General features: G+C 75.1%; 18 protein-coding genes and 5 tRNA genes. 9 read left to right on the top strand and 14 right to left on the bottom strand.

Annotation, left to right across the window (positions count from 1 at the left end):
• Window positions 1-62: 62 nt before the first annotated feature.
• Window positions 63-476, top strand: coding sequence for an SsgA family sporulation/cell division regulator (locus tag ACZ4XJ_RS21995; RefSeq protein WP_030011909.1), 414 nt, complete (start codon window positions 63-65; stop codon window positions 474-476).
• A gap of 239 nt (window positions 477-715) precedes the next feature.
• Window positions 716-1,342, top strand: coding sequence for a CGNR zinc finger domain-containing protein (locus ACZ4XJ_RS21990; protein WP_362880174.1), 627 nt, complete (start codon window positions 716-718; stop codon window positions 1,340-1,342).
• Here ACZ4XJ_RS21990 and ACZ4XJ_RS21985 read toward each other — a convergent pair.
• Both ACZ4XJ_RS21985 and ACZ4XJ_RS21980 read right to left on the bottom strand, forming a co-directional pair.
• Window positions 1,283-1,459 (bottom strand): hypothetical protein, encoded by a 177-nt coding sequence (locus ACZ4XJ_RS21985; RefSeq protein ID WP_362880173.1) that lies wholly within the window; start codon window positions 1,457-1,459, stop codon window positions 1,283-1,285. The two genes, ACZ4XJ_RS21990 and ACZ4XJ_RS21985, sit on opposite strands and share 60 nt — an antisense overlap.
• Window positions 1,460-1,622: 163 nt before the next feature.
• On the bottom strand, window positions 1,623-2,072 hold the full coding sequence (locus tag ACZ4XJ_RS21980) for a hypothetical protein (RefSeq protein ID WP_362880171.1): 450 nt from the start codon (window positions 2,070-2,072) through the stop codon (window positions 1,623-1,625).
• A gap of 178 nt (window positions 2,073-2,250) precedes the next feature.
• On the opposite strand from ACZ4XJ_RS21980, the gene ACZ4XJ_RS21975 reads away from it, so the two are divergent.
• Window positions 2,251-2,745 (top strand): DsbA family protein, encoded by a 495-nt coding sequence (locus tag ACZ4XJ_RS21975; RefSeq protein ID WP_384000396.1) that lies wholly within the window; start codon window positions 2,251-2,253, stop codon window positions 2,743-2,745.
• Window positions 2,746-2,766: 21 nt separating this feature from the next.
• Here ACZ4XJ_RS21975 and ACZ4XJ_RS21970 read toward each other — a convergent pair whose 3' ends face one another.
• The 3 genes from ACZ4XJ_RS21970 to ACZ4XJ_RS21960 are packed head-to-tail and all read right to left on the bottom strand — an operon-like array spanning window position 2,767 to window position 5,518.
• Complete coding sequence (locus tag ACZ4XJ_RS21970) at window positions 2,767-3,591, bottom strand: GNAT family N-acetyltransferase (RefSeq protein ID WP_468497091.1); 825 nt, start codon at window positions 3,589-3,591, stop codon at window positions 2,767-2,769.
• A gap of 32 nt (window positions 3,592-3,623) precedes the next feature.
• Window positions 3,624-4,442: an aminotransferase class IV gene (locus ACZ4XJ_RS21965; protein WP_362880166.1), complete on the bottom strand. Its 819-nt coding sequence runs from the start codon at window positions 4,440-4,442 to the stop codon at window positions 3,624-3,626.
• Window positions 4,439-5,518, bottom strand: coding sequence for a chorismate-binding protein (locus ACZ4XJ_RS21960; protein WP_362880165.1), 1,080 nt, complete (start codon window positions 5,516-5,518; stop codon window positions 4,439-4,441). The genes ACZ4XJ_RS21965 and ACZ4XJ_RS21960 overlap by 4 nt, the downstream gene beginning before the upstream one ends.
• A gap of 180 nt (window positions 5,519-5,698) precedes the next feature.
• Here ACZ4XJ_RS21960 and ACZ4XJ_RS21955 point away from each other — a divergent pair.
• From ACZ4XJ_RS21955 to ACZ4XJ_RS21935, 5 genes are all read left to right on the top strand, one after another.
• Window positions 5,699-5,771 (top strand) — tRNA-Gly (locus ACZ4XJ_RS21955).
• Between the two features lie 41 nt (window positions 5,772-5,812).
• Window positions 5,813-5,886 (top strand) — tRNA-Cys (locus ACZ4XJ_RS21950).
• Between the two features lies 1 nt (window position 5,887).
• Window positions 5,888-5,959: transfer RNA gene (locus ACZ4XJ_RS21945), tRNA-Val, on the top strand.
• 19 nt (window positions 5,960-5,978) lie between these two features.
• Window positions 5,979-6,050 (top strand) — tRNA-Val (locus ACZ4XJ_RS21940).
• Between the two features lie 60 nt (window positions 6,051-6,110).
• Window positions 6,111-6,185, top strand: a tRNA-Val gene (locus tag ACZ4XJ_RS21935).
• Window positions 6,186-6,255: 70 nt separating this feature from the next.
• Here ACZ4XJ_RS21935 and ACZ4XJ_RS21930 read toward each other — a convergent pair.
• The 4 genes from ACZ4XJ_RS21930 to ACZ4XJ_RS21915 form a co-directional block, all read right to left on the bottom strand.
• Window positions 6,256-6,567, bottom strand: coding sequence for a TFIIB-type zinc ribbon-containing protein (locus tag ACZ4XJ_RS21930; protein ID WP_468497090.1), 312 nt, complete (start codon window positions 6,565-6,567; stop codon window positions 6,256-6,258).
• 65 nt (window positions 6,568-6,632) lie between these two features.
• The gene (locus ACZ4XJ_RS21925; RefSeq protein ID WP_468497089.1) at window positions 6,633-7,682 is read right to left on the bottom strand and encodes a phosphotransferase family protein; all 1,050 of its coding nucleotides are present in this window, start codon (window positions 7,680-7,682) and stop codon (window positions 6,633-6,635) included.
• Entirely contained in the window at window positions 7,679-7,834 is a 156-nt protein-coding gene (locus ACZ4XJ_RS21920; protein WP_468497088.1) for a hypothetical protein, read from the bottom strand. The genes ACZ4XJ_RS21925 and ACZ4XJ_RS21920 overlap by 4 nt, the downstream gene beginning before the upstream one ends.
• A 1,016-nt stretch (window positions 7,835-8,850) precedes the next feature.
• Window positions 8,851-9,036: a hypothetical protein gene (locus tag ACZ4XJ_RS21915; protein WP_362880161.1), complete on the bottom strand. Its 186-nt coding sequence runs from the start codon at window positions 9,034-9,036 to the stop codon at window positions 8,851-8,853.
• Window positions 9,037-9,578: 542 nt separating this feature from the next.
• Between ACZ4XJ_RS21915 and ACZ4XJ_RS21910 the strand changes: the two genes are divergently transcribed.
• Window positions 9,579-10,769, top strand: a complete 1,191-nt coding sequence (locus ACZ4XJ_RS21910) for a serine/threonine-protein kinase (RefSeq protein ID WP_468497087.1) — start codon at window positions 9,579-9,581, stop codon at window positions 10,767-10,769.
• 60 nt (window positions 10,770-10,829) lie between these two features.
• Here the strand turns inward: ACZ4XJ_RS21910 and ACZ4XJ_RS21905 are convergent, their stop codons facing one another.
• The 5 genes from ACZ4XJ_RS21905 to ACZ4XJ_RS21885 all read right to left on the bottom strand — a co-directional run bounded on the left by ACZ4XJ_RS21905 (window position 10,830) and on the right by ACZ4XJ_RS21885 (window position 19,844).
• Window positions 10,830-11,645, bottom strand: a complete 816-nt coding sequence (locus tag ACZ4XJ_RS21905) for a TrmH family RNA methyltransferase (protein WP_362880158.1) — start codon at window positions 11,643-11,645, stop codon at window positions 10,830-10,832.
• A gap of 109 nt (window positions 11,646-11,754) precedes the next feature.
• Window positions 11,755-13,002 (bottom strand): uroporphyrinogen-III C-methyltransferase, encoded by a 1,248-nt coding sequence (gene cobA / locus ACZ4XJ_RS21900; RefSeq protein WP_362880157.1) that lies wholly within the window; start codon window positions 13,000-13,002, stop codon window positions 11,755-11,757.
• Between the two features lie 894 nt (window positions 13,003-13,896).
• Window positions 13,897-17,556 (bottom strand): nicotinate-nucleotide--dimethylbenzimidazole phosphoribosyltransferase, encoded by a 3,660-nt coding sequence (cobT, locus tag ACZ4XJ_RS21895; RefSeq protein ID WP_468497086.1) that lies wholly within the window; start codon window positions 17,554-17,556, stop codon window positions 13,897-13,899.
• A gap of 251 nt (window positions 17,557-17,807) precedes the next feature.
• Complete coding sequence (cbiE, locus tag ACZ4XJ_RS21890) at window positions 17,808-19,031, bottom strand: precorrin-6y C5,15-methyltransferase (decarboxylating) subunit CbiE (RefSeq protein ID WP_468497085.1); 1,224 nt, start codon at window positions 19,029-19,031, stop codon at window positions 17,808-17,810.
• Window positions 19,032-19,109: 78 nt separating this feature from the next.
• A complete protein-coding gene (locus ACZ4XJ_RS21885) occupies window positions 19,110-19,844 on the bottom strand; it encodes a GNAT family N-acetyltransferase (RefSeq protein WP_468497084.1) in 735 nt (244 codons plus the stop codon).
• Window positions 19,845-20,065: the final 221 nt, after the last annotated feature.

The following is a 20,065-nucleotide window of genomic DNA, read 5'->3' as shown; positions in this document are numbered from 1 at the left end:
CATGTCGATTTCGCCGACGTGCGAATCCCCGAGCGCACACTGAGCGAAAGGCCCTGGCGCTTATGAACACCACGGTCAGCTGCGAGCTGCACCTGCGCCTCGTTGTGTCGAGCGAGTCCTCACTGCCTGTTCCCGCGGGCCTGCGGTATGACACGGCCGACCCCTACGCCGTGCACGCCACCTTCCACACCGGCGCCGAGGAGACGGTCGAATGGGTATTCGCCCGTGACCTCCTCGCGGAGGGCCTGCACCGGCCCACCGGTACCGGCGACGTCCGCGTCTGGCCGTCCCGCAGCCACGGTCAGGGCGTCGTCTGCATCGCCCTGAGCTCACCGGAGGGAGAAGCACTGCTCGAAGCACCCGCCCGAGCACTCGAATCGTTCCTCAAGCGGACGGACGCCGCGGTTCCACCCGGGACCGAGCACCGGCACTTCGACCTCGACAAGGAGCTCTCCCACATCCTGGCCGAAAGCTGAGCCAGGCCTACCGCCGCTCGACACCGTCCGACTCGGGGCGACGGTGCGGGTCGGACAACCACATACGCACGTGCCGGCGCTGTTCTCGCGGAAGCCAACCGCGAGGACGGCGCCGGTGTGCTTGAGGCCCGGGCGCCGCCCCGCTCCCACGGGTAACCCCTTGCGGGGAGGCGCTAGAGTCGGCCACCAGCGGCGACAGCCGATCGTCGCCGCAGGCCCGGCCTTCAGGGAGCGACCCCGTGCAGATCCCCCACGACACCCGTCGCGCGCTCGACGTCGTCGTCGCGCTGGTGAACACCGCGGCCGAACCGGACCAGCCGGACGGACTCTCCGACATCGGGGCGCTGCGCGGCTTCGTCCAGGAGTACGCGATCAGCGACGTGGGCGAGCTCAGCGCCCGCGACCTCGCCGGGGTCCGCACCGTGCGCGGCAAGTTCGCCCAGGTCTTCGCGGCCCCGAACTCCCGCGCGGCGTCCGTGCTGATCAACGAGCTGGTGGCCACCGCCGGCACCACGCCCCAGCTGACGGACCACGACGGCTACGACTGGCACGTGCACTACTTCGCGCCGGGCGCCTCGGTGGGCGACCACCTCGCGGCCGACGGCGGGATGGCGCTGGCCTTCATCGTGGTCTCCGGCGAGGAGGAGCGGCTGCGCCGCTGCGAGGCGCCGGACTGCCGGCGGGCCTTCGTGGACCTGTCGCGGAACCGGTCGCGGCGCTACTGCGACAGCCGGACCTGCGGGAACCGGTTGCACGTGGCCGCGTACCGGGCGCGCCGCAAGGAGGCGGACGCCCACCCCGAGGCCTCAGAGCAGGAACAGGTCGTGCACGGCGGCGAGGAGCAGCAGGGTCCCGATCACCCCTAGGAAGATCATCAAGGGGGGTTGGGAGAGGGCGAAGAGGCAGCCTCGCCCCTCCTCGGTGAGGGGGGCCTCGGCGACGGGCGCGGGGGCCGGCGGATCGGCCGGCGATGTTTCGAGCATGTCGGGGCGATGATCGCGCAGCCGTCGCGGGAACGGTTCCCAACACGCGAGGATCACCGTGGTGGTCGGCCCGCGCTCGTCAGTTCAGGTGGTTCCCGTCGGCTTGTGCCCCGCCCGGGGCCGCGGGTGCGCTATGGCGACGGCGGGACCTCGCCCGGCGCGGTCAGATGCCGTGCTTCTTGAGGATGGCCTCGATGTCGGAGAAGTCGTCCGCCGGGGCCGTCGGAGCCTGCCGGGCGGTGGGGGCCGGACGGGATCCCGCGCCGAGGGAGGGCGCCGACGCCGAGGGCGCGACGGCCTCCCGGGTCCGGCCGCCCCTGGTCGCCTTCGCGGCCCCGGCCTCGGGGTCCCTCGTCCCGCGACGGCGTTCGACCGTCCGCGTGATCATGAAGAGCAGCCAGGCGACACCCAGCAGTGCGAAGCCCGCCCAGACCGACGGTTTGAACACCATCCCCGACACCCACGCCACGACGCCCGTCAGCACCAGGCCGACCGGCACCAGCGCGTACGCGGCGATGCGCGTGGCCGCCAGGAACCGCCTGCGGTACGCCGTCACCGCGGCGAGGCCCAGGCCGGCCGCGGACACCGCGGAACATATGGTCTCGGCAATCATGCGGTCCTCCGGCGGTGGTCGGGCGGGTGGGCGATCCGTCCCTTCCATCCTGCACCGGTCGATACCGTCCGGGCCATGCCCCGGGCCCGGCGCCGCCCGATCTCCGGGACATCTCCGGGTCCCGCCTCCTCCCCAGGTCCCGGTCGGTGCGCGGGCACCGGGCTGGGAGACTGTTCCCATGACCGATTCCGTGATCCTCGACGTCTGGTGCGAACTCCAGTGCCCGGACTGCCACAGCGCCCTGGACGACGTACGCGCCCTGCGGGCCCGCTACGGCGACCGGCTGGACATCCGGCTGCGCCACTTCCCCCTGGAGAAGCACAAGCACGCCTTCGCCGCGGCGCAGGCCGCCGAGGAGGCCGTGGAGCAGGGGCAGGGCTGGCCGTACGCGGAGGCCCTGCTGGCGCGGACCGCCGAGCTGAGTTCGCGCGGCGAGGCCGTGCTCCTCGACGTTGCGCGTGAACTCGGCCTGGACGTGGAGGAGTTCGACACCGCCCTGATCGACGGCCGACACATCCTGATCGTCGACGCCGACCAGGCCGAGGGCAAGGCCATCGGCGTGACCGGCACCCCGACCTACGTCATCGACGGCGAGCGCCTCGACGGCGGCAAGAGCCAGGAGGGCCTGCGGGCCCGCATCGAGGAGATCGCCGACCGGCTCCTCGCGGGCTGAGGCCCCGGCCCGGCGGACGGCCTAGATCAGGTCCTTGGCGAGGTTGTGGGACGTGGTCCGGTGGCCGAGGGACTCGTACAGCCGCACGGCAGGGGTGTTGGCGCTGAAGACGTGCAGCGCCAGGACCCGGTAGCCCTCGGCGAGGGCGGTCCGCTCGGCCAGGAGCATCAGGTCGCGCCCGTACCCGCGCCCCCGGTGCGCCTCGGCGACCTCGACGTCGAAGACGTACGCGTTGCCGTCGAGCGGGGCCACCCACACCTGTCCGACGGGTGCGCCGGCGGCCTCCAGCACGCGCAGGGCGACCCCGGGGGTGTCCAGGCCCCGCGGCAGTTGCGTGTCGTGGTCAGCGGCCGACTTCGCGGCGGCCGCCTCGGGCGACAGGCCCCGCTCGACCCAGCTCGCGGCGTACGCCTCCCGGGCCCGGGCGTTCCAGAGCTCGTACTCGGCCTCCGTCATCGGGCGGCCGAGGACCCCGGCGGAGAGCGCGGGCGGTTCGGCGGGCAGTTCCTTGGCCATGTTGCGGCTGTACTCGACGTACCCGAGGGCCGCCGCGAGGCGCAGGCCGCCCGCGGAGCCGGCCGGTACGGCGATCCGCACGCGTCGACAGCCCCAGCCGCGCATGACCTCCTCGGCGGCGAGCGCGGCGACGGTGGCCCGTCCGCGCCGGCGGTCCGGTTCGTCGATGACCAGGTCGCGGATCTCGCCGACCGTCGGCCCGAGGGGCGTGTCGGCGGCGATCAGGAGCCTCCCGACGCGCCGGCTGTTGACCCGGACCTCGTACGGGCGCGAACGGGCGCCGCCCTCGCTCTGCTGAAGCGGCCCGCTCGGCCGCAGGGTGGTGGTCATCGTCGATTTCTACCCGCCCGGCGGCCCCGTGACTATGGGTCGAGGTCGGAGGCCGCGCGCTCGTCGAAGACCCGCATGGCCTTCGCGGTGACCGGGCCGGGGGCGCCCAGGGTGCGGCCGTCGACGCGGTGGACGGCCTGCACGTCGCGCAGGCTGGAGGTGAGGAACACCTCGTCGGCGCGTTCCAGGACCTCGAAGGGGAGGTCGGTCTCCCGGGCTCCGGTCCACTCGACGGCGAGGGCCCGGGTGATCCCGGCGAGGCAGCCCGAGGCCACGGGCGGGGTGTGCAGTTCGCCGTCCAGGACGACGAACACGTTGGAGCCGGTGCCCTCGCAGAGCTGCCCGACGGTGTTGGCGAAGAGCGCCTCGGACGCGTCCTGTCGGTGCGCCCGGGCCAGGGCGACCACGTTCTCCGCGTACGAGGTGGTCTTCAGGCCGGTCAGCGGGGAGCGCTCGTTGCGGACCCAGGGGACGGTGATCACCGCGGTGCTGTCGGGCCGGCGGACGGTGTCGCCGAGGGCGACGACCAGGGTGGGGCCGGTATCGCCGCGGTCGGAGCCCAGCGGGGACAGGCCGCCGGTGTAGGTGATCCGCAGCCGGCCGAGCGGGACCGGATCGGCCTCCAGTACCGCGGCGCAGGCCCGACGCACCTCGTCGAGGTCGGGGTCGGGCAGCCCGAGGCCGCGGGCCGAGCGGGTCAGTCGGTCGAGGTGACGGGTGAGGGCGAAGGCGCGGCCGTGGTGCGCCTTCAGCGTCTCGAAGACGCCGTCGCCCACGGTCAGGCCGTGGTCCAGGACGGACACCTTCGCGTCCTCGGCGTCCCGCAGTGCTCCGTCGAGCCAGATCCTCACCGTACGGTCCCTCCACTCAGATCGTGCGTCTCGTGTGTGCCCGACGCTACAGCGAGCAGCCGGGCGGCCTTGAGTTCCGTCTCCGCCCACTCGCGGTCGGGGTCGGAACCCCAGGTGATCCCGGCGCCGGTACCGAAGCACAGGCGGGGTCCGCCGGGTGCCTCGCGGTCGATCCAGAACGTCCGGATGCCCACGGCGAGCCCGGCGGTGCGCCGGTCGGCGTCGACCCAGCCGATGCCGCCGCAGTAGGGGCCGCGCGGGGCGGTCTCCAACGCTTCGATGATCCGCAGCGCGGAGGACTTGGGCGCGCCCGTGACCGAGCCGGGCGGGAAGGTCGCGGCCAGCAGCTCGGGCCAGCCGGCGCCCTCGGCGAGTTCGCCGCCGACCGTGGAGACGAGGTGGACCAGGCCCGGGTGCTCCTCCACCGCGCACAGCGCGGGAACCGTGACGGACCCGGTGGCGCAGACCCGGCCGAGGTCGTTGCGGACGAGGTCCACGATCATCACGTTCTCGGCGTGGTCCTTGGGGAGCAGGTCGGCGGCGGTACGGCCGGTGCCCTTGATCGGACCGGACTCGACGTGGCGCCCGGAGCGGCTCAGGAACAGTTCCGGGGAGGCGGTGGCGATCTCCACGCCGTGCGCGGGCAGCCGAATCGTTCCTGCGTAGGGGGCGGGGTTGCCGCGCGCGAGGAGGCTCGTCAGGGCGTCGACGTCGGCGGTGTCCGGGTCGGGCAGCGGGGCGGACAGCACGCGGCAGAGGTTGGCCTGGTAGACCTCCCCGGCCGCGATGTGCTCGCGTATCCGGCGGACGCCGCCGACGTACGCGGCCCGGTCCAGGGAGGAGGACCACTGGTCCCGCCCGGGCCCGGACCAGGCGCCCGGCACGGGCGGGGGCACGGGATCGGGACGCACGTCCCCGAAGCGCGCGCAGACCAGCCGGCCCTCGAAGTCGGCGGCCACCGCCCAGAACCCGGTGGAGTCGAGGGCGGAGGCGTCGCTGGTGACGTCTCGGAGGTCGGTCGCGAGGAGGCCGCCGAAGCGGGCCAGGGGAGGCAGGTCGTGAGGCAGGTCGTGCACGGCTGCGAGTCTATGACCGGTGACGTGATGGCGCCGGAGAGGTGACGCTCGGGTGACCGGCGGTGATCGTGCGGCAGCACGCTGCGGAAACGTGTTTTTGAGCTGGCCCGGGAATCCGCTAGAGTTCAACACGTCGCCAGGGAGCGAAGGGGGAACACCCCGGAGCACACACGGTGACCTGCGGACGTAGCTCAGTTGGTAGAGCACCACCTTGCCAAGGTGGATGTCGCGAGTTCGAGTCTCGTCGTCCGCTCGAAGTGGGGGATTTCTTCCCGATAACCCCCGCGGCTCCATGGTGGAGTGGCCGAGAGGCGAGGCAACGGCCTGCAAAGCCGTCTACACGGGTTCAAATCCCGTCTCCACCTCCAAGGACGATTAGCTCAGCGGGAGAGCGCTTCCCTGACACGGAAGAGGTCACTGGTTCAATCCCAGTATCGTCCACTGGTCCGCAAGGATCCCCGCGCGATTAGCTCAGCGGGAGAGCGCTTCCCTGACACGGAAGAGGTCACTGGTTCAATCCCAGTATCGCGCACGCAGCTCACTGCAACGTGTGTAGTACCGTTCGACCTGCGGCTCGCGAGCCGTGGAGCCCGCGCGATTAGCTCAGCGGGAGAGCGCTTCCCTGACACGGAAGAGGTCACTGGTTCAATCCCAGTATCGCGCACCACCCGGAAGCCCCGGCCGTCGAAAGACGGTCGGGGCTTCCGCGTTGCCGGATCCGGGCCGGTCCGGGCTCGTCAGGAGGAGAACAACATCCGGCCGAAGCCGCCCTTGTGGTGGCCGTGGTGGCCGTGGTGCCCGTGGCCGCCGTGCTGGGGGGCTCCCCAGGCGGGGGCGGGGGCGGCGTGCTGGGCCGGGTAGGGCGCCGGCGCTGCGGCGGGCGGCGGGACCTGGGGGTACTGCTGGGCCGTGTACTGGGATTCCAGCCGGGTCAGCGCCTCCAGCTCCCCGTAGTCGAGGAAGATGCCGCGGCAGCCGCTGCACTGCTCTATCTGAACGCCGTTGCGGTTGTACGTGTGCATCATCGCGTGACACTTCGGACACTGCATGAACCGATCAACTCCTCGCCGTCTGCGTCGACACCGGACGCATACCCGGTGACGGGGCCCTCACCCTACGACGGGGCTCCCGGCTCCAACTCCGCCGGCATCGCGGCGATTCGGGCACAGGAATCCACCATCAGCCGTTCCGCACCGTCGAGCGGGCGCCGTTCGACCGCCGCCTTGGCCAGGGCCAGCGCCCCGCCCTGCACGGTCAGCGCCCGCGCGGCCAGGTCGAGTTCCGGCCAGGGATCGGTACCGGGAGGGCCGGCCGCCGGCCCGCCGGCGGCGCGGTAGGCGTCCAGGAAGCGCAGCCACACCTCCGGGGCGAGCAGCCCGGCCGCGTACCAGGCCGCCGGGCGGGCCAGGTCCCAGGCGGGGGTGCCGAGTCCGAGGTCGTCCACGTCGATGAGCCGCCAGGGGCCGCCGGGCGCGGGGTGCCGCACCAACTGCCCTAGGTGGAGGTCGCCGTGGCACAGCGTCCCGCCGAGCGGGGCCGCCCGTTCGCCCCGGACCCAGTCGGGCAGGGTCGCGGCGGCCGCCCGCACGGCCCGGGCCCCCGGGGCCGGACCCGGGAGGTGCGGGGGAAGCCGCCGGGGCGCGGGGGCGGGGGGCTCCGTGGGGTGGGGTGCGGTGGCGGGCGCGCCGCCCTGCGGGTGGGCGGGGTCCGGGGGGTGGTGGCCCGGGCCGGGCGGGACGGCTCGGGCGAGGCGGCGCAGGGCGCGGGCCAGCTTGGCGGGGCCGCGCATCGGCGGGACCGGGCCGGGGAGGGCCTCCGGCGGGGTGCGGTGCAGGGCGGCGAGCAGTCGGGCGGCGGCCTCCCAGGGGGCGTCCTCGGGGCGTTCCGGGTCCACGGGGGTCCCGTACGGCCAGAGGGAGACGGGGCGGCCGTGCACGGTACCGGTCCGCAGCGGGGGCAGCAGCACCCCGGCCAGCGGGCCCGCTCCGGCGATCCGCAGCCGCAGGGCGAGGGCCTCCGGGTCGGTGTCGGGGGCGTGCGCCTTGGCGACGGCGTCCCCGCAGCGCACCACGGTGCCGTCGTGCCGGTCGGCGAGGAGCGCGTACGGGTGGCCGCTGCCGCCCGACCCCCAGGCGGCGAGCGCGGCGGGCAGGACGGCGCTCACGGGGCGGCCTGCCGGTGGTCGGGGGGCCCGGCCGGCGCGGTCCCGGCCCCGGTGCCGGTGCCGGTGCCGGTGCCGGTGCCGGTGCCGGTGTACGGGCGTACGGCTGCGGCTGCGGCGCGTGTGGTCGTGCCCGGCGCGGTGTCCCGGATCATCCGGCCCCCTTCTCCCACCAGGAGGGTACGACCGATCCCGCCCCGGAGCCGGGTGGCGGCGGGGAACCCCCCGGGATGTCGCCGCGGGGGTGGGGCGACATCCCGGGAGGTTCCCCCGGTCGGGCGGCCGCGCGGGGCCGCGGGGCCGCGGCCGGGCCGGACGGTGGGGCCGACACCCGGACGGCCGGTCGCTGCCCGAAGGGCCGGGTCGGTACCGGGTCGGACGGACCGGTACCCGAAGGGCGGCGTCGGTGCACGGACAGGCGGGTCGCAGCCCAAGGAGCGGGACCGGTACCGGGCCGGACGGACCGGTGCCCGAAGGGCGGCATCGGTGCACGGACAGGCGGGTCGCAGCCCGAAGGGGCGGAATCGGTACCGGGCCGGACGGACCGGTGCCCGAAGGGCGGCGTCGGTGCACGGACAGGCGGGTCGGCATCCAAGGGGCGGAATCGGTACCGGGACGGACGGAACGGCGCCCCAAGGGCGGGTCGGGACATGGGCAGGCGGGTCGGAGCCCGAAGCGTGGGGTCGGTACCGGCCGGCCCGACGGGGGTTCGAGGGGCGGGGCGGTGCCTGAAGGTGGGGTCGGGGCTTCGGCCCGCTTTCCTCCGCGCCGGGCAGGTTCCCGTGCGGTCCGCTGTCACGGTGACGGGACGGGTCCGCGACCCGGCAGCGGTGGGGAGGGAGGTTGTGCGGTCGGCGGCGGGGCGCGAAGGGGAGGCCGTCCGACACCGCCGGTACGGGTCACGGCGGCGGCGTCCGGGGTGGGGTGAGTCGTCCGGCCCGTGGCGTCGGGTTCGGCCTCGGGCGGGGGCGCTTCCGCGGTGACGGGCCGGGGTTGCGAACGCCGGCGTACGACCCGTGCGGGGTGGGGGTGTTGAAAAGGGTGCTGCCCGTCCGGCTCCCCAGCCGGACGGGCAGCACCCTTCACCTGCCGTCCGTCGCGCCCCCGTCCCCACGGGGTTCGACAGGCCGATGTCCCGGCCCGGGCCGCTCTCCCGGGCCTGGGGCGCCGCTCAGCGCCCCAGCATCACGCCCACGGACGACGCCTGTGCCACCACCTGTTCGAAGCCTCCGAAGAGGAAGAGCAGGACGGCGGCCAGGGGGAGCACCATCGCCGCGGCCACCAGCGGGTGACGCGTACCGGACTCATGGCCGTTGAACGCGAATGCCTTGCGTCCCTGCCGTGCGATGTCCGCCATGGTCCTCTCCCTGTCGTTTGGCAGCGGCGGGCTTGACCTCGGGGGACGAGTGCGACACCCGCCGCTTGTCTTCAACACTAGGCGGGCGAACGGCTGCCGGCCTCATGCCCTCGTACCCATTGCCGGCCTCCGGGAGGATGACGCACCCGCCCCCGACTACTCCCCTGGGTGGAGACGACTCCCCCGTTGTGAGGGTCTTCCCGGAGGGGATGACCGGAGGGTAGTGACTTCGCTCACTTCCGTCACTCCCCGCGCACGCGTGTCCTCGTGCGGGACGTTGACGCGCCCCTGCGGCCGTTCGGCCCGGTGCGGGCCGCGTCCGCCCGTGAGGGCGGGCGGGTGGGCGGCCAATCGCCTTGCGGCGGAGGCCTCTTGGGGAATGTCACGGGTTCGGGGCAAAGAGTGCCCGATCGGGCGGCGCAACCCCCAAGTGGCCTGCTCCGCACAGACGATCGAATCCTGCGGCGAGGGCGCGGCCTCTGAGCGCGCATGGCGGATGGTCCGTAAGCTGTGCCAGGTCAACAGGACGACCGGTCAGCGGGGTGGACATGGCGATGATGCGGCTCCGGCGCGAGGACCCGCGTGTCGTCGGCTCGTTCAGACTGCACCGACGGCTCGGTGCGGGCGGCATGGGCGTGGTCTACCTGGGCTCCGACCGGCGCGGACAGCGCGTCGCCCTCAAGGTGATCCGGCCCGATCTCGCCGAGGACCAGGAGTTCCGTTCGCGCTTCGCGCGCGAGGTGTCCGCCGCCCGGCGGATCCGCGGCGGGTGCACGGCGCGGCTGGTGGCCGCCGACCTGGACGCGGAGCGGCCCTGGTTCGCGACGCAGTACGTACCCGGCCCCTCGTTGCACGACAAGGTGGCCGAGGAAGGTCCGCTGACGGCCGCGCAGATCGCCGCGATCGGCGCCGCGCTGTCCGAGGGCCTGGTCGCCGTGCACGAGGCGGGGGTGGTCCACCGGGACCTGAAGCCCTCGAACATCCTGCTCTCCCCCAAGGGTCCCCGGATCATCGACTTCGGCATCGCCTGGGCCACCGGCGCGAGCACGCTCACACACGTGGGCACCGCCGTGGGCTCCCCCGGTTTCCTCGCGCCCGAGCAGGTGCGCGGCGCCGCCGTCACGCCGGCCACCGACGTGTTCGCGCTGGGCGCCACCCTCGCCTACGCGGCGACCGCCGACTCGCCCTTCGGGCACGGCAGTTCAGAGGTGATGCTGTACCGGGTCGTGCACGAGGAGGCGCACCTCCAGGGGGTGCCGGACGCCCTCGCCCCTCTGGTCTCGGCGTGTCTGGCCAAGGACCCGGAGGACCGGCCGACCACCCTCCAGCTGTCGATGCGGTTGAAGGAGATCGCCGCCCGCGAGGCGCAGGGGCTCGGCGACGGCAGGCCGCCGGCGCAGCGCGCCCGGGTGGAGCGGCCGACGGGGCGGCTCGCCGACGAGTACGCCGAGCAGCGCACGGAGCGTCGTACGGGGGGCGGTACGCCCACGCCGCGGGCGCGGGGGCCGCAGAGCGGACCGCACTCGCGGCCCTCGTCCCCGCGCAACCAGCCGGGTTCGACGGCGGGGCGCACGGGTGGGCGTACGGCCGGTGGGCGGCAGGCGCCGCGGACCACCGGGGCGGGGCGGCGGCCGTCGCGGCCGGATCCGAAGCTGCTGCGGCAGCGGCTGATCGTGTTCATCGTGGTGACGCTCGTCGTCGCCCTGGGCATCGCCCTCGCGCAACGGCTCTGAGAACGCGTCGGCGGACCGGCCGAGGCCGGTCCGCCGACGTGTGCGTGTCGTGCGGCGGGGTCACGACCCCGAGGCGCCGGCCACCGCGTAGAAGGCGACGGCCGCGGCCGCGCCCACGTTGAGCGAGTCGACGCCGTGCGCCATCGGGATGCGGACCCATTCGTCGGCGGCGACCAGGGCCTGGGTGGACAGGCCGTCGCCCTCCGCGCCGAGCATGAGCGCGACGCGGTCCAGGGTGCGGGGGGCCGCCCCGTCGATCGGCGTCGCCTTCTCGTGCGGGGTGAGGGCGAGCAGTTTGAAGCCGGCTTCGCGGACCGAGTCGAGGCTCTTGGGCCAGGCTTCGAGGCGGGCGTACGGGACGGAGAACACCGCGCCCATGGAGACCTTCACCGAGCGGCGGTAGAGCGGGTCCGCGCAGTCGGGGGACAGCAGGACGGCGTCCATGCCGAGGGCGGCGGCGCTGCGGAAGATGGCGCCGATGTTGGTGTGGTCGTTGACGGCTTCCATGACGGCCACGCGGCGGGCCGTGGACAGCAGTTCCTCGGCCGTGGGCAGCGGCTTGCGCTGCATGGAGGCGAGGGCGCCGCGGTGCACGTGGTAGCCGGTGACGCGTTCGGCGAGCTCCGGGCTGACGGCGTAGACCGGGGCGGGGAGTTCGTCGATGACGTCGCGCATGACGTCGACCCACTTGGCGGAGAGCAGCATCGAGCGCATCTCGTACCCGGCGTCCTTGGCCCGTCTGATGACCTTTTCGCCCTCGGCGATGAACAGGCCTTCCGCGGGCTCGCGCCGGCGCCGGAGTTCGACGTCGGTCAGGCCCGTGTAGTCGCGCAGGCGCGGGTCGTCGGGGTCTTCGACGGTGATGAGATCAGCCACAGGGTGATACTGCCTTGTCCTGGGTGTGGTGCCAACGGCCTGTCAGGCGCCGGCGGTGGGAGTACGGGTCGGGCCCGAGCCGGGGGCGGGTCGGGCCCGACCCGGGGGGTCACTGGGTCGCGGGGGTCGCCGGGGTCGCGGGGGTGCCGACGCGGACGACCTCGCCGATGACGATGACCGCGGGCGGGCGGACCTGCTCGGCGCGGACGGTCTCGCCGACGGTGGCCAGGGTGGCGTCCACCCGGCGCTGGGTCGCGGTGGTGCCCTCCTGGATCACGGCGACGGGGGTGTCGGCGGAGCGGCCGTGTCGGACCAGGGCGGCGGCGATCAGGCCGATCTTGTCGACGCCCATCAGGATCACCAGGGTGCCGGTCAGCTTGGCGAGGGAGGCCCAGTCGACGAGGGAACGCTCGTCGTCGGGGCCGACGTGGCCGCTGACCACGGTGAACTCGTGCGCGACGCCGCGGTGGGTGACCGGGATGCCTGCCGCGCCGGGCACCGAGATGGAGCTGGAGATGCCGGGGACGACGGTGCAGGCGATGCCCGCCTCCGCGAGGGCCTGGAGTTCCTCCATGCCGCGGCCGAAGACGTACGGGTCGCCGCCCTTGAGGCGGACCACGGCCTTGCCGGCCTTGGCGTGCTCGATGAGGGCGTTGTTGATGGCCTCCTGGGCCATGAAGCGGCCGTACGGGATCTTCGCGGCGTCGATGACCTCGACGTGCGGCGGGAGTTCGTCGAGGAGGTCGCGGGGGCCGAGCCGGTCGGCGATGACCACGTCGGCCTCGGCGAGCAGGCGGCGGCCGCGGACGGTGATCAGGTCCGGGTCGCCGGGTCCGCCGCCGACGAGGGCGACGCCGGGGGCGCTCTTGTGGCGGTGGCCGGGCGCGACGAGGGAGCCGTCGCGCAGGCCCTCGACGACGGCGTCGCGGACGGCGGCCGAGCGGCGCGGGTCGTTGCCCGTCAGCACGGCGACGGTGACGCCCTCGACGCGGCCGGTGGCCGGGGTCCAGGCGGTGGCGGCGGAGGCGTCGTCGGCGCGGACGCACCACACGCGCTCGCGTTCGGCCTCGGCGGACGCGCGCTCGTTGTCGTCCCGGTTCTGGGTCGCGATCAGGGCGTACCAAGCGCCGGCGAGGTCGCCGTCCTGGTAGCGGCGGCGCTCCCAGCGGATCTCGCCGGTCTCGGCCATCGCGTCCACGGACGGGGTCGCGGACGGGGAGATGAGCAGGACGTCGGCACCGGCGGCGATCAGCGCGGGCAGTCGGCGCTGGGCGACCTGACCGCCGCCGATGACGACGACGCGGCGCCCGGCAAGCCGGAGGCCGACGGGATAGGCGGGGTATGCCGGGTTTGCCATGGCGGTTGCGGCTCCTGATGCGGCGGAGGGGTTGCGTGCCGCTGCGGCGCTGGAGCGGCGGGGGGACTGACGTGCGGTTTGTGGTCCGGGTCCACCTTACGGCGCGGCTGCCCTGGCCGGGCGGGGCGGGTGCCCTGCCCGCCGGGGGGCGGGTGGGTCGGGGTGGATGGGACCGGTGCCCTGCCCACCGGGGGCGGGTGAGTCGGGGTGGACGGGACCGGTGCCCTCTCCGCCCGGGGCGGGTGAGTCGAGCCGGGCGGGACCGGTGCCCTGCCGCCGGGGCGGGTGAGTCGAGCCGGGCGGGACCGGTGCCCTGCCGCCGGGGCGGGTGAGTCGAGCCGGGCGGGACCGGTGCCCTGCCCGCCGGGGCGGGTGAGTCGGGCCGGGCGGGACCGGTGCCCTGCCGCCGGGGGCGGGTGAGTCGGGCCGGGCGGGGCGGGTGCCCTGCCCGCCGGGGCGGGGGTGGGTCGGGTGGGCGGGCGGGACCGGTGCCCCAGGTGGACGGAGATGTGGGCGCGGGACGGGTGGGTCGGGTGCCTTGGTCGGAGAGGTACGCGGCCGGGCCGCGGGGCCGGGCAGGCGGACGGGGAGCGACGTGAGTCGGGCGGGGGGCCCGGACGGGCCTGCGGGCTGAGGTGGGAGCCGTGGGGCGGGTACGACGGACAGCCGGAGCGGGATTGGTTGGCCGGTCCGGTGCTGGGGGCGCCGAAGACGTCCGCGATCGCCGAACCGGATCCGGCGGGCGGGCGCGGGGGCGGACGACGGGCGCCGGAGTCGTTCCGTCGGAGACGGAAGCGCTGGGGCGCGGGGCCGTGGAGGGGGTGTGCCCCGGGGTGCGGGGGGATGGGGCGAGCCCGGTTCCTGGGGGAACCGGGCTCGTGGGGGACGGGCGGGTTACTTCTCCGTCACGCCCGCCGAGTCGAAGGTGGCCACCTCGTGCATCGCGCGGGCGGCGCTCTGGACCAGCGGGAGGGCCAGGAGGGCGCCCGTGCCCTCGCCGAGGCGGAGGTCCAGGTCGACCAGCGGGCGCAGGCCGAGCTTGTTCAGGGCCGCCACGTGGCCGGGCTCCGCGCTGCGGTGACCGGCGATGCACGCCGACAGGGATTCGGGGGCGATGGCGCGGGCCACCAGGGCGGCCGCGCCGGCGCTGACGCCGTCCAGGATCACCGGGGTGCGCAGGGAGGCGCCGCCCAGGAGCAGGCCGACGATCGCCGCGTGCTCCAGGCCGCCCACGGCCGCGAGGACGCCGATCGGGTCCGCCGGGTCCGGCTGGTGGAGTTCCAGGGCGCGGCGTACGACCTCGACCTTGCGGGTGTGGGTCTCGTCGTTGATGCCGGTGCCACGACCGGTGACCTCCGCCGGGTCGACGCCGGTGAACACCGAGATCAGGGCTGCGGACACGGTGGTGTTCGCGATGCCCATCTCGCCGGTGAGGAGCGCCTTGTTGCCGGCGGCCACGAGGTCGCGGGCCGTCTCGATGCCGACCTCGATGGCCGCGATGGCCTCCTCGCGGCTCATCGCGGGGCCGACGGAGAGGTCGGCCGTACCCGGGCGGACCTTGCGCGGGAGCAGGCCGGGGGTGGCGGGGAGGTCCCCGGCCACGCCGACGTCGATGACGCAGACCTCGGCGCCGACCTGGTTGGCGAAGGCGTTGCAGACGGCCCCGCCGCCGAGGAAGTTGGCGACCATCTGGGTCGTGACCTCCTGCGGCCACGGGGTGACGCCCTGGGCGTGGACCCCGTGGTCACCGGCGAAGATCGCGACGGCGGCGGGCTCGGGGATCGGCGGCGGGCAGACCCGGGAGAGCCCGGACAGTTGGGCGGAGATGATCTCCAGCATGCCCAGCGCCCCGGCGGGCTTGGTCATGCGCTTCTGCCGCTCCCAGGCCTCGCCGAGCGCCTTCGCGTCGAGCGGGCGGATGCCGGCGACGGTCTCGGAGAGGAGGTCGTGCGGTGCCTCGCCGGGCAGCGCGCGCCGCCCGTACGTCTCCTCGTGGACGACCCAGGCCAGCGGGCGGCGCTGGGACCAGCCGGCCTGCGCCAGCTCCGGCTCCTCGGGGAACTCGTCGACGTAGCCGACACACAGGTAGGCGACGACCTCCAGGTGCTCCGGCAGGCCGAGGGCGCGGACCATCTCGCGCTCGTCGAAGAAGCTGACCCAGCCGACGCCGAGGCCTTCGGCGCGGGCGGCGAGCCACAGGTTCTCGACGGCGAGGGCGGAGGAGTACGGGGCCATCTGCGGCTGGGTGTGCCGGCCGAGGGTGTGCCGGCCGCCGCGGGTGGGGTCGGCGGTGACGACGATGTTCACCGGGGTGTCGAGGATGGCCTCGATCTTGAGTTCCTTGAACTGCTTCGCCCGGCCCTTGGGCAGCGACTTGGCGTACGCCTCGCGCTGGCGCTGGGCGAGCTCGTGCATGGTGCGGCGGGTCTCGGCCGACCGGATGACGACGAAGTCCCAGGGCTGCGAGTGGCCGACGCTGGGGGCGGTGTGGGCCGCCTCCAGGACGCGCAGCAGCACCTCGTGCGGGATCGGGTCGGTACGGAAACCCTTGCGGATGTCTCGGCGCTCGCGCATGACGCGCAGGACGGCCTCGCGCTCGGCGTCGGCGTACCCGGGGGCCGCCTCGCCGGCGGACACGGCGACGGCCTCGGGAAGACCGGCCGGCTCGGGCTGCTCCACGACCTCGGGGGCGTCGGCCGGCTCGGGTGCGTCGGCCGCCTCGATCGGTACGGCGACGGTGACGGGGGCGGCGACGGGCGCGGCCTCGGTGTCAGGGGCGGCCTGCTCCACGGCCCCGGCGGACTCCGCGACGGCGTCGGCGTCGGGGGCGTCGGCGGGAGCGGGCTCGGCCGGTACGTCGGCCTGCGCGGCGAGCGGCACCGGTACGTCGGCCGGCGCCTCGGCCGGGACCGCTCCGTCGGCCGGCGCCTCGGGCGCAGCGGCCGGGGCGGGCTCGGGCTGCGGCTCGACGGGGGCCTGGACCGCCGTTTCTGCGGGGGCCGGCTCGACCGGTGCCTCGGCGACGGGCTCGGCGGGAGCCTGCGGAGCCACGGCCGGAGCGGGGGCCTCATGGGCCGCCGGCTCGGCCGGGACCTCGACGGCGGCCGGCGCTTCGGGGGCCGGGGGCACCTCGGGCCGGTCGGTGGTCTCCGGGAGCCGCGCCGCGACCGGCTCGGCCTCGGGGGTCACGACGGCCTCGGGGGCCACGACGGCTTCCGGGGCCTCGACCTCGGGGGCCGGGGCCTGTGCGACCGGCTCCGGTACGGATTCCGACGCCGGCTCCGGGGAGGCGAGGGGCTCGGGCCGCGGCTCGGCGGGCTGCTCGGGCCGCGGCTCGGCGGGCTGCTCCGGCCGCGGCTCCGGAACGACCTGCTCCGGAGCGACCTCGGCGGCCGGATCGGGCGACGGGACGGCCGGGGCCTCCGCCTCCACCTCGGGCTCCTCGGGCACGGGCGCGACGACGGCCTCGGGCACGACGGCCTCGGGCACGACCACCGGCTCCGGCTCCGCCGCGGGCTCCTGCGACGGCTCCCCCGCGTCGGCAACGGCAACCGCGACGGGGCCGGCGGCCGGCAGGCCGTCCGACACCGGGTCCGCGACGGGTACCGGCTCGGCGGCGGCGGGCTCCGTCGCCCACGGGGTCCCGGCCTGCGCCGGGATCTCGGCGGACTGCTGCGGGGCCGGGGCCGGTTGGGCGGCGGGCTCGGCGTGAGCGAAGTCGAAGTACTCGGGGCCGGTGGTCGGCGGTCCCGCGTGACGTACGGGCACGGGCTGCGGCACGGCCGCCGGGCTGGGCGTGGGCACGACCTGGGCGGGGGCCGCCACGGGCGCCGCGGCCGGGCCGCGGTCCGCCAGGGAGCGGACGACTCCGCCGGTGGCCTCGGGCACGGGCGGGCCCATGTGCAGCGGGCGGCGGGCCGGGGTGACCGGTGCCGCGGCGGCGGGCGGGGGCACGAGCAGGCCGCCGAGGTCGAGGGCGCCCGAGTCGCGGCCGCCGGTCTCGTGGGCGCCGGCGCTGTAGGCGGCGGGCTCGGCGTACGCGTCGGGGAAGCCGGTCACGGGGAAGGCGGCGTGGGGCGACGAACCCTCGGGGAAGGAACCCTCGGGGAACGAGTCCTCGGCGTAGGCGCCCTCGGGGAAGCCGGTGCCGGGCTCGCCCTCGGGGAAGCCGGTGCCCGGCTGCGCGGGCGGCGGGTAGCCGGCGTCGGCGTAAGGCGCGTCGGGGTAGCCGGGGTGCGGGTAGCCCGGCGTGGGGTGCTGCGGGTACTCGGTGTAGACGGGCTCCGCGGGGAAGTCGGCGGGGAAGGCCGGCACCGGCGGGACCACCTGCGGGTCGCTCCAGGAGCCCTGGCCGCTCGGCATGAGGAGCAGTTCCTCGTCCTCCGCCTCGGCCGGGTCGTCCACGAGGTCCTGGAAGGCGTAGCCCGCGGGAACCTGGGGCGGGACGGGGGGCAGCGGCGGATGGGGCGGGACCGGAGCGGGGATGCCCTGCTGATCCACCATGCCCGCGTCGTCCGGGTGGCCCTCGCCCGGAACCTGGCCGGTGTCAGTCATGCGTACCCCTCGCCCATCGATGTCGCCTCTTCGATCGCCCGGTGGCCCGAGGGGCCGCCGAGCGGAGTTGCCGTTCGGGGTGGCCGTGCGACCCGTTCGCCGCACCCGCGCCCCGCACAACAACTCCTGAGCATTGTCGCGCTCGTCGGCCACCGTGTCGGCCATAAACCGGCGCGGCCGGCTGTGGACTGCGCCACGTCAGCGTGCCGCAGGGCAGTACGACGATCGGCCAGCCTACCCCGGGCTCCGCCCTAGCGGCTCACGGGGCGTTCGGCTGCCAGCAGGAACACGACGGAACGGTCCTGTTCGGCCCAGGTGCGGGTGTCGAGGCCGACGGACTGGAGGAGCGCGCACTCGACGACGTACCCGTGTTCGGTGAGGGCGCGGCCGATGGCCTCGGCCTCGTCGCGCGTGGAGGCGTGGCTGACGATCCGTTCGGGGCGTCGATCGGCGACCGCGGCGACGACTTCCGCTCCCCCGCCGCCGACGCGGACGACGTCGGGTTCGGGCAGGTACTCCAGTACGACGGGTGCGCGGCCGACGAGGACCTGGAGTTGGACACCGCGCTTGCGGGCGGCGGCGGTTGCGCGATCGCAGGCGCGCGGGTCGGCGTCGACGGCGATGACGGCTGCGCCGAGGGCGGCGGCGTCCACGGCGAGGCCGCCGGAGCCGGTCCCGATGTCCCAGACGAGGTCGCCGGTGCGGGGGCCGAGGCGGGCGAGTTGCGCGGCGCGCAGCTGCGCCGACTCGCCCTCGCCGGTGGTGCCGGCTTCCGCCGGGAGGTCCTGGGGGCGTGCCCAGCCGCGGCCGCCGACGAGGCCGGGGTGGCTGCCGAGGAGCCAGGCGGCTTCGGCGGGGACGGCGGAGTGTCCGGCTCCGCCGATGACGATGACGACGTTCGGGTCGCGCCAGGTGTGGTCGGCGACCTTGTCGGAGGTGAGGACGGTGACGCGTTCCCGGTCGGTGCCCAGCTCCTCGCAGATGACGAAGGTGCGGTGGACCCCGTCGAGCAGCAGGGCGAGTTCGACGGGCCCGGCGCCGGGCGAGGTGAGGACGGCGACCTTGCCGTGGGCCCGGCAGACGTTGACGGCCCGGCGCAGGGTACGGGGGTGGGCGACGACGACCTGGGCGTCGTCCCAGGGCATGCCGGCGCGGGCGAAGGCGGCGGCGACGGCGGACACCGCGGGGACGACCTCGACCTCCAGGCCGTGTTCCGGGGCGCGCAGGGTGCGTACGACGCCGAAGAAGCCGGGGTCGCCGTCGGCGAAGACCACGGCGGTGCCGCGGTGGCCGGCGATGCGGCGGGCGGCGAGGCCGAGGCTGCCGAGGCGGATGCGTTCGGCGGTGGGCGGGACCTCGGGGAGCGCGAGGTGGTGCGCGGCGCCGGCCACCAGGGTGGCGGCGGAGAGGGCGGACCTGGCGGCCGCGGTCAGCGGCGAACCGTCCCAGCCGATCACCGTGACCCGGTCGGCCATCGTCGTCAGTCTCCTGGGGTGGGGGGTGTGCGGAACTGCGTCGCGGGGTCGGGCACGGTGAGACTACCCGGTCACGGGTCAGTGCCAGTCGGCGCCGACGGCGTACCCGCCGGCGTCGGCCCGCCGGCCGTAGGCGTACTGGTCCACGTCACCGGAGCGACCGGGGTGTCCGGAGCGGCCCGAACCGCTCCCGTGGACCTCGTATCCGTCGTACCCGTCGGAGTCGTCCATCTCGTCGAGGTCCTCGGGGACGAGGCTCCAGACGATGAGGTCGGTACGGGTCTCGGTCCAGCCGCCGTCGGCCGTCTGGGCGCGCACTATCCAGGCGTTGCGCAGGACGCCCTCGCTGATGCAGCCGATCTTCTGGGCGACCTGCTGGGAGGCGGTGTTGTCGGCGGCGGTGCGCAGTTCGAGGCGTTCGAAGTTCCGGTCGCGGAAGAGCCATTGGGCGACGGCGAGCACGGACTCGCTGGCGTAGCCCTCACCACGGGCCCACGGTGCGGTGACGTAGCCGACCTCGGTGGTGCGGGTGTGCCAGTTGGTGTTCTGGAGGTGGACGATGCCGACGAGTCGCTGGGTGAGGAACTCGGTGACGGCGAAGACGATGCCCCGGCCCTCGGTGCGTTCCGCGTGGGCGTGACGGGTGGCCCAGGCGTGGGCCTCGGCGTGGGTGTAGGGGTGCGGTACCGAGGTCCAGGCGGTGATGTGTTCGTCGTTCATCATCTCGGCGAGCGCGGTGACGTCCTCTTCCTCGAAGGCGCGCAGCACCAGCCGGTCCGTGCTGATGGTGACGTCCGGGAAGGTGGTAGTCATGCGCAGCTCCATGCCTGAGACCGTGGGGCGACCGTGGTGCGGGACCGTTCGTGCGGGTCGTAGGCCACAGCATGCAGCATCCGCCCGGGGATGTGCAGGGCCGGGCTGCCCGGAAGCGGGCAGCCCGGGGCCCCGTGCGCCCACGGGTTCGGCCCCGCGCGCCCCGAAGGGTGCGCGGGGCCGGAAACCCGCCGTCGACCGGGCGGTATCCCGTCGCGGGG

Source organism: Streptomyces sp. NPDC029836 (assembly GCF_055574495.1).
The sequence above is the reverse complement of the archived record's forward strand: the minus strand, read 5'-3'. Positions and strand labels throughout refer to the sequence as shown.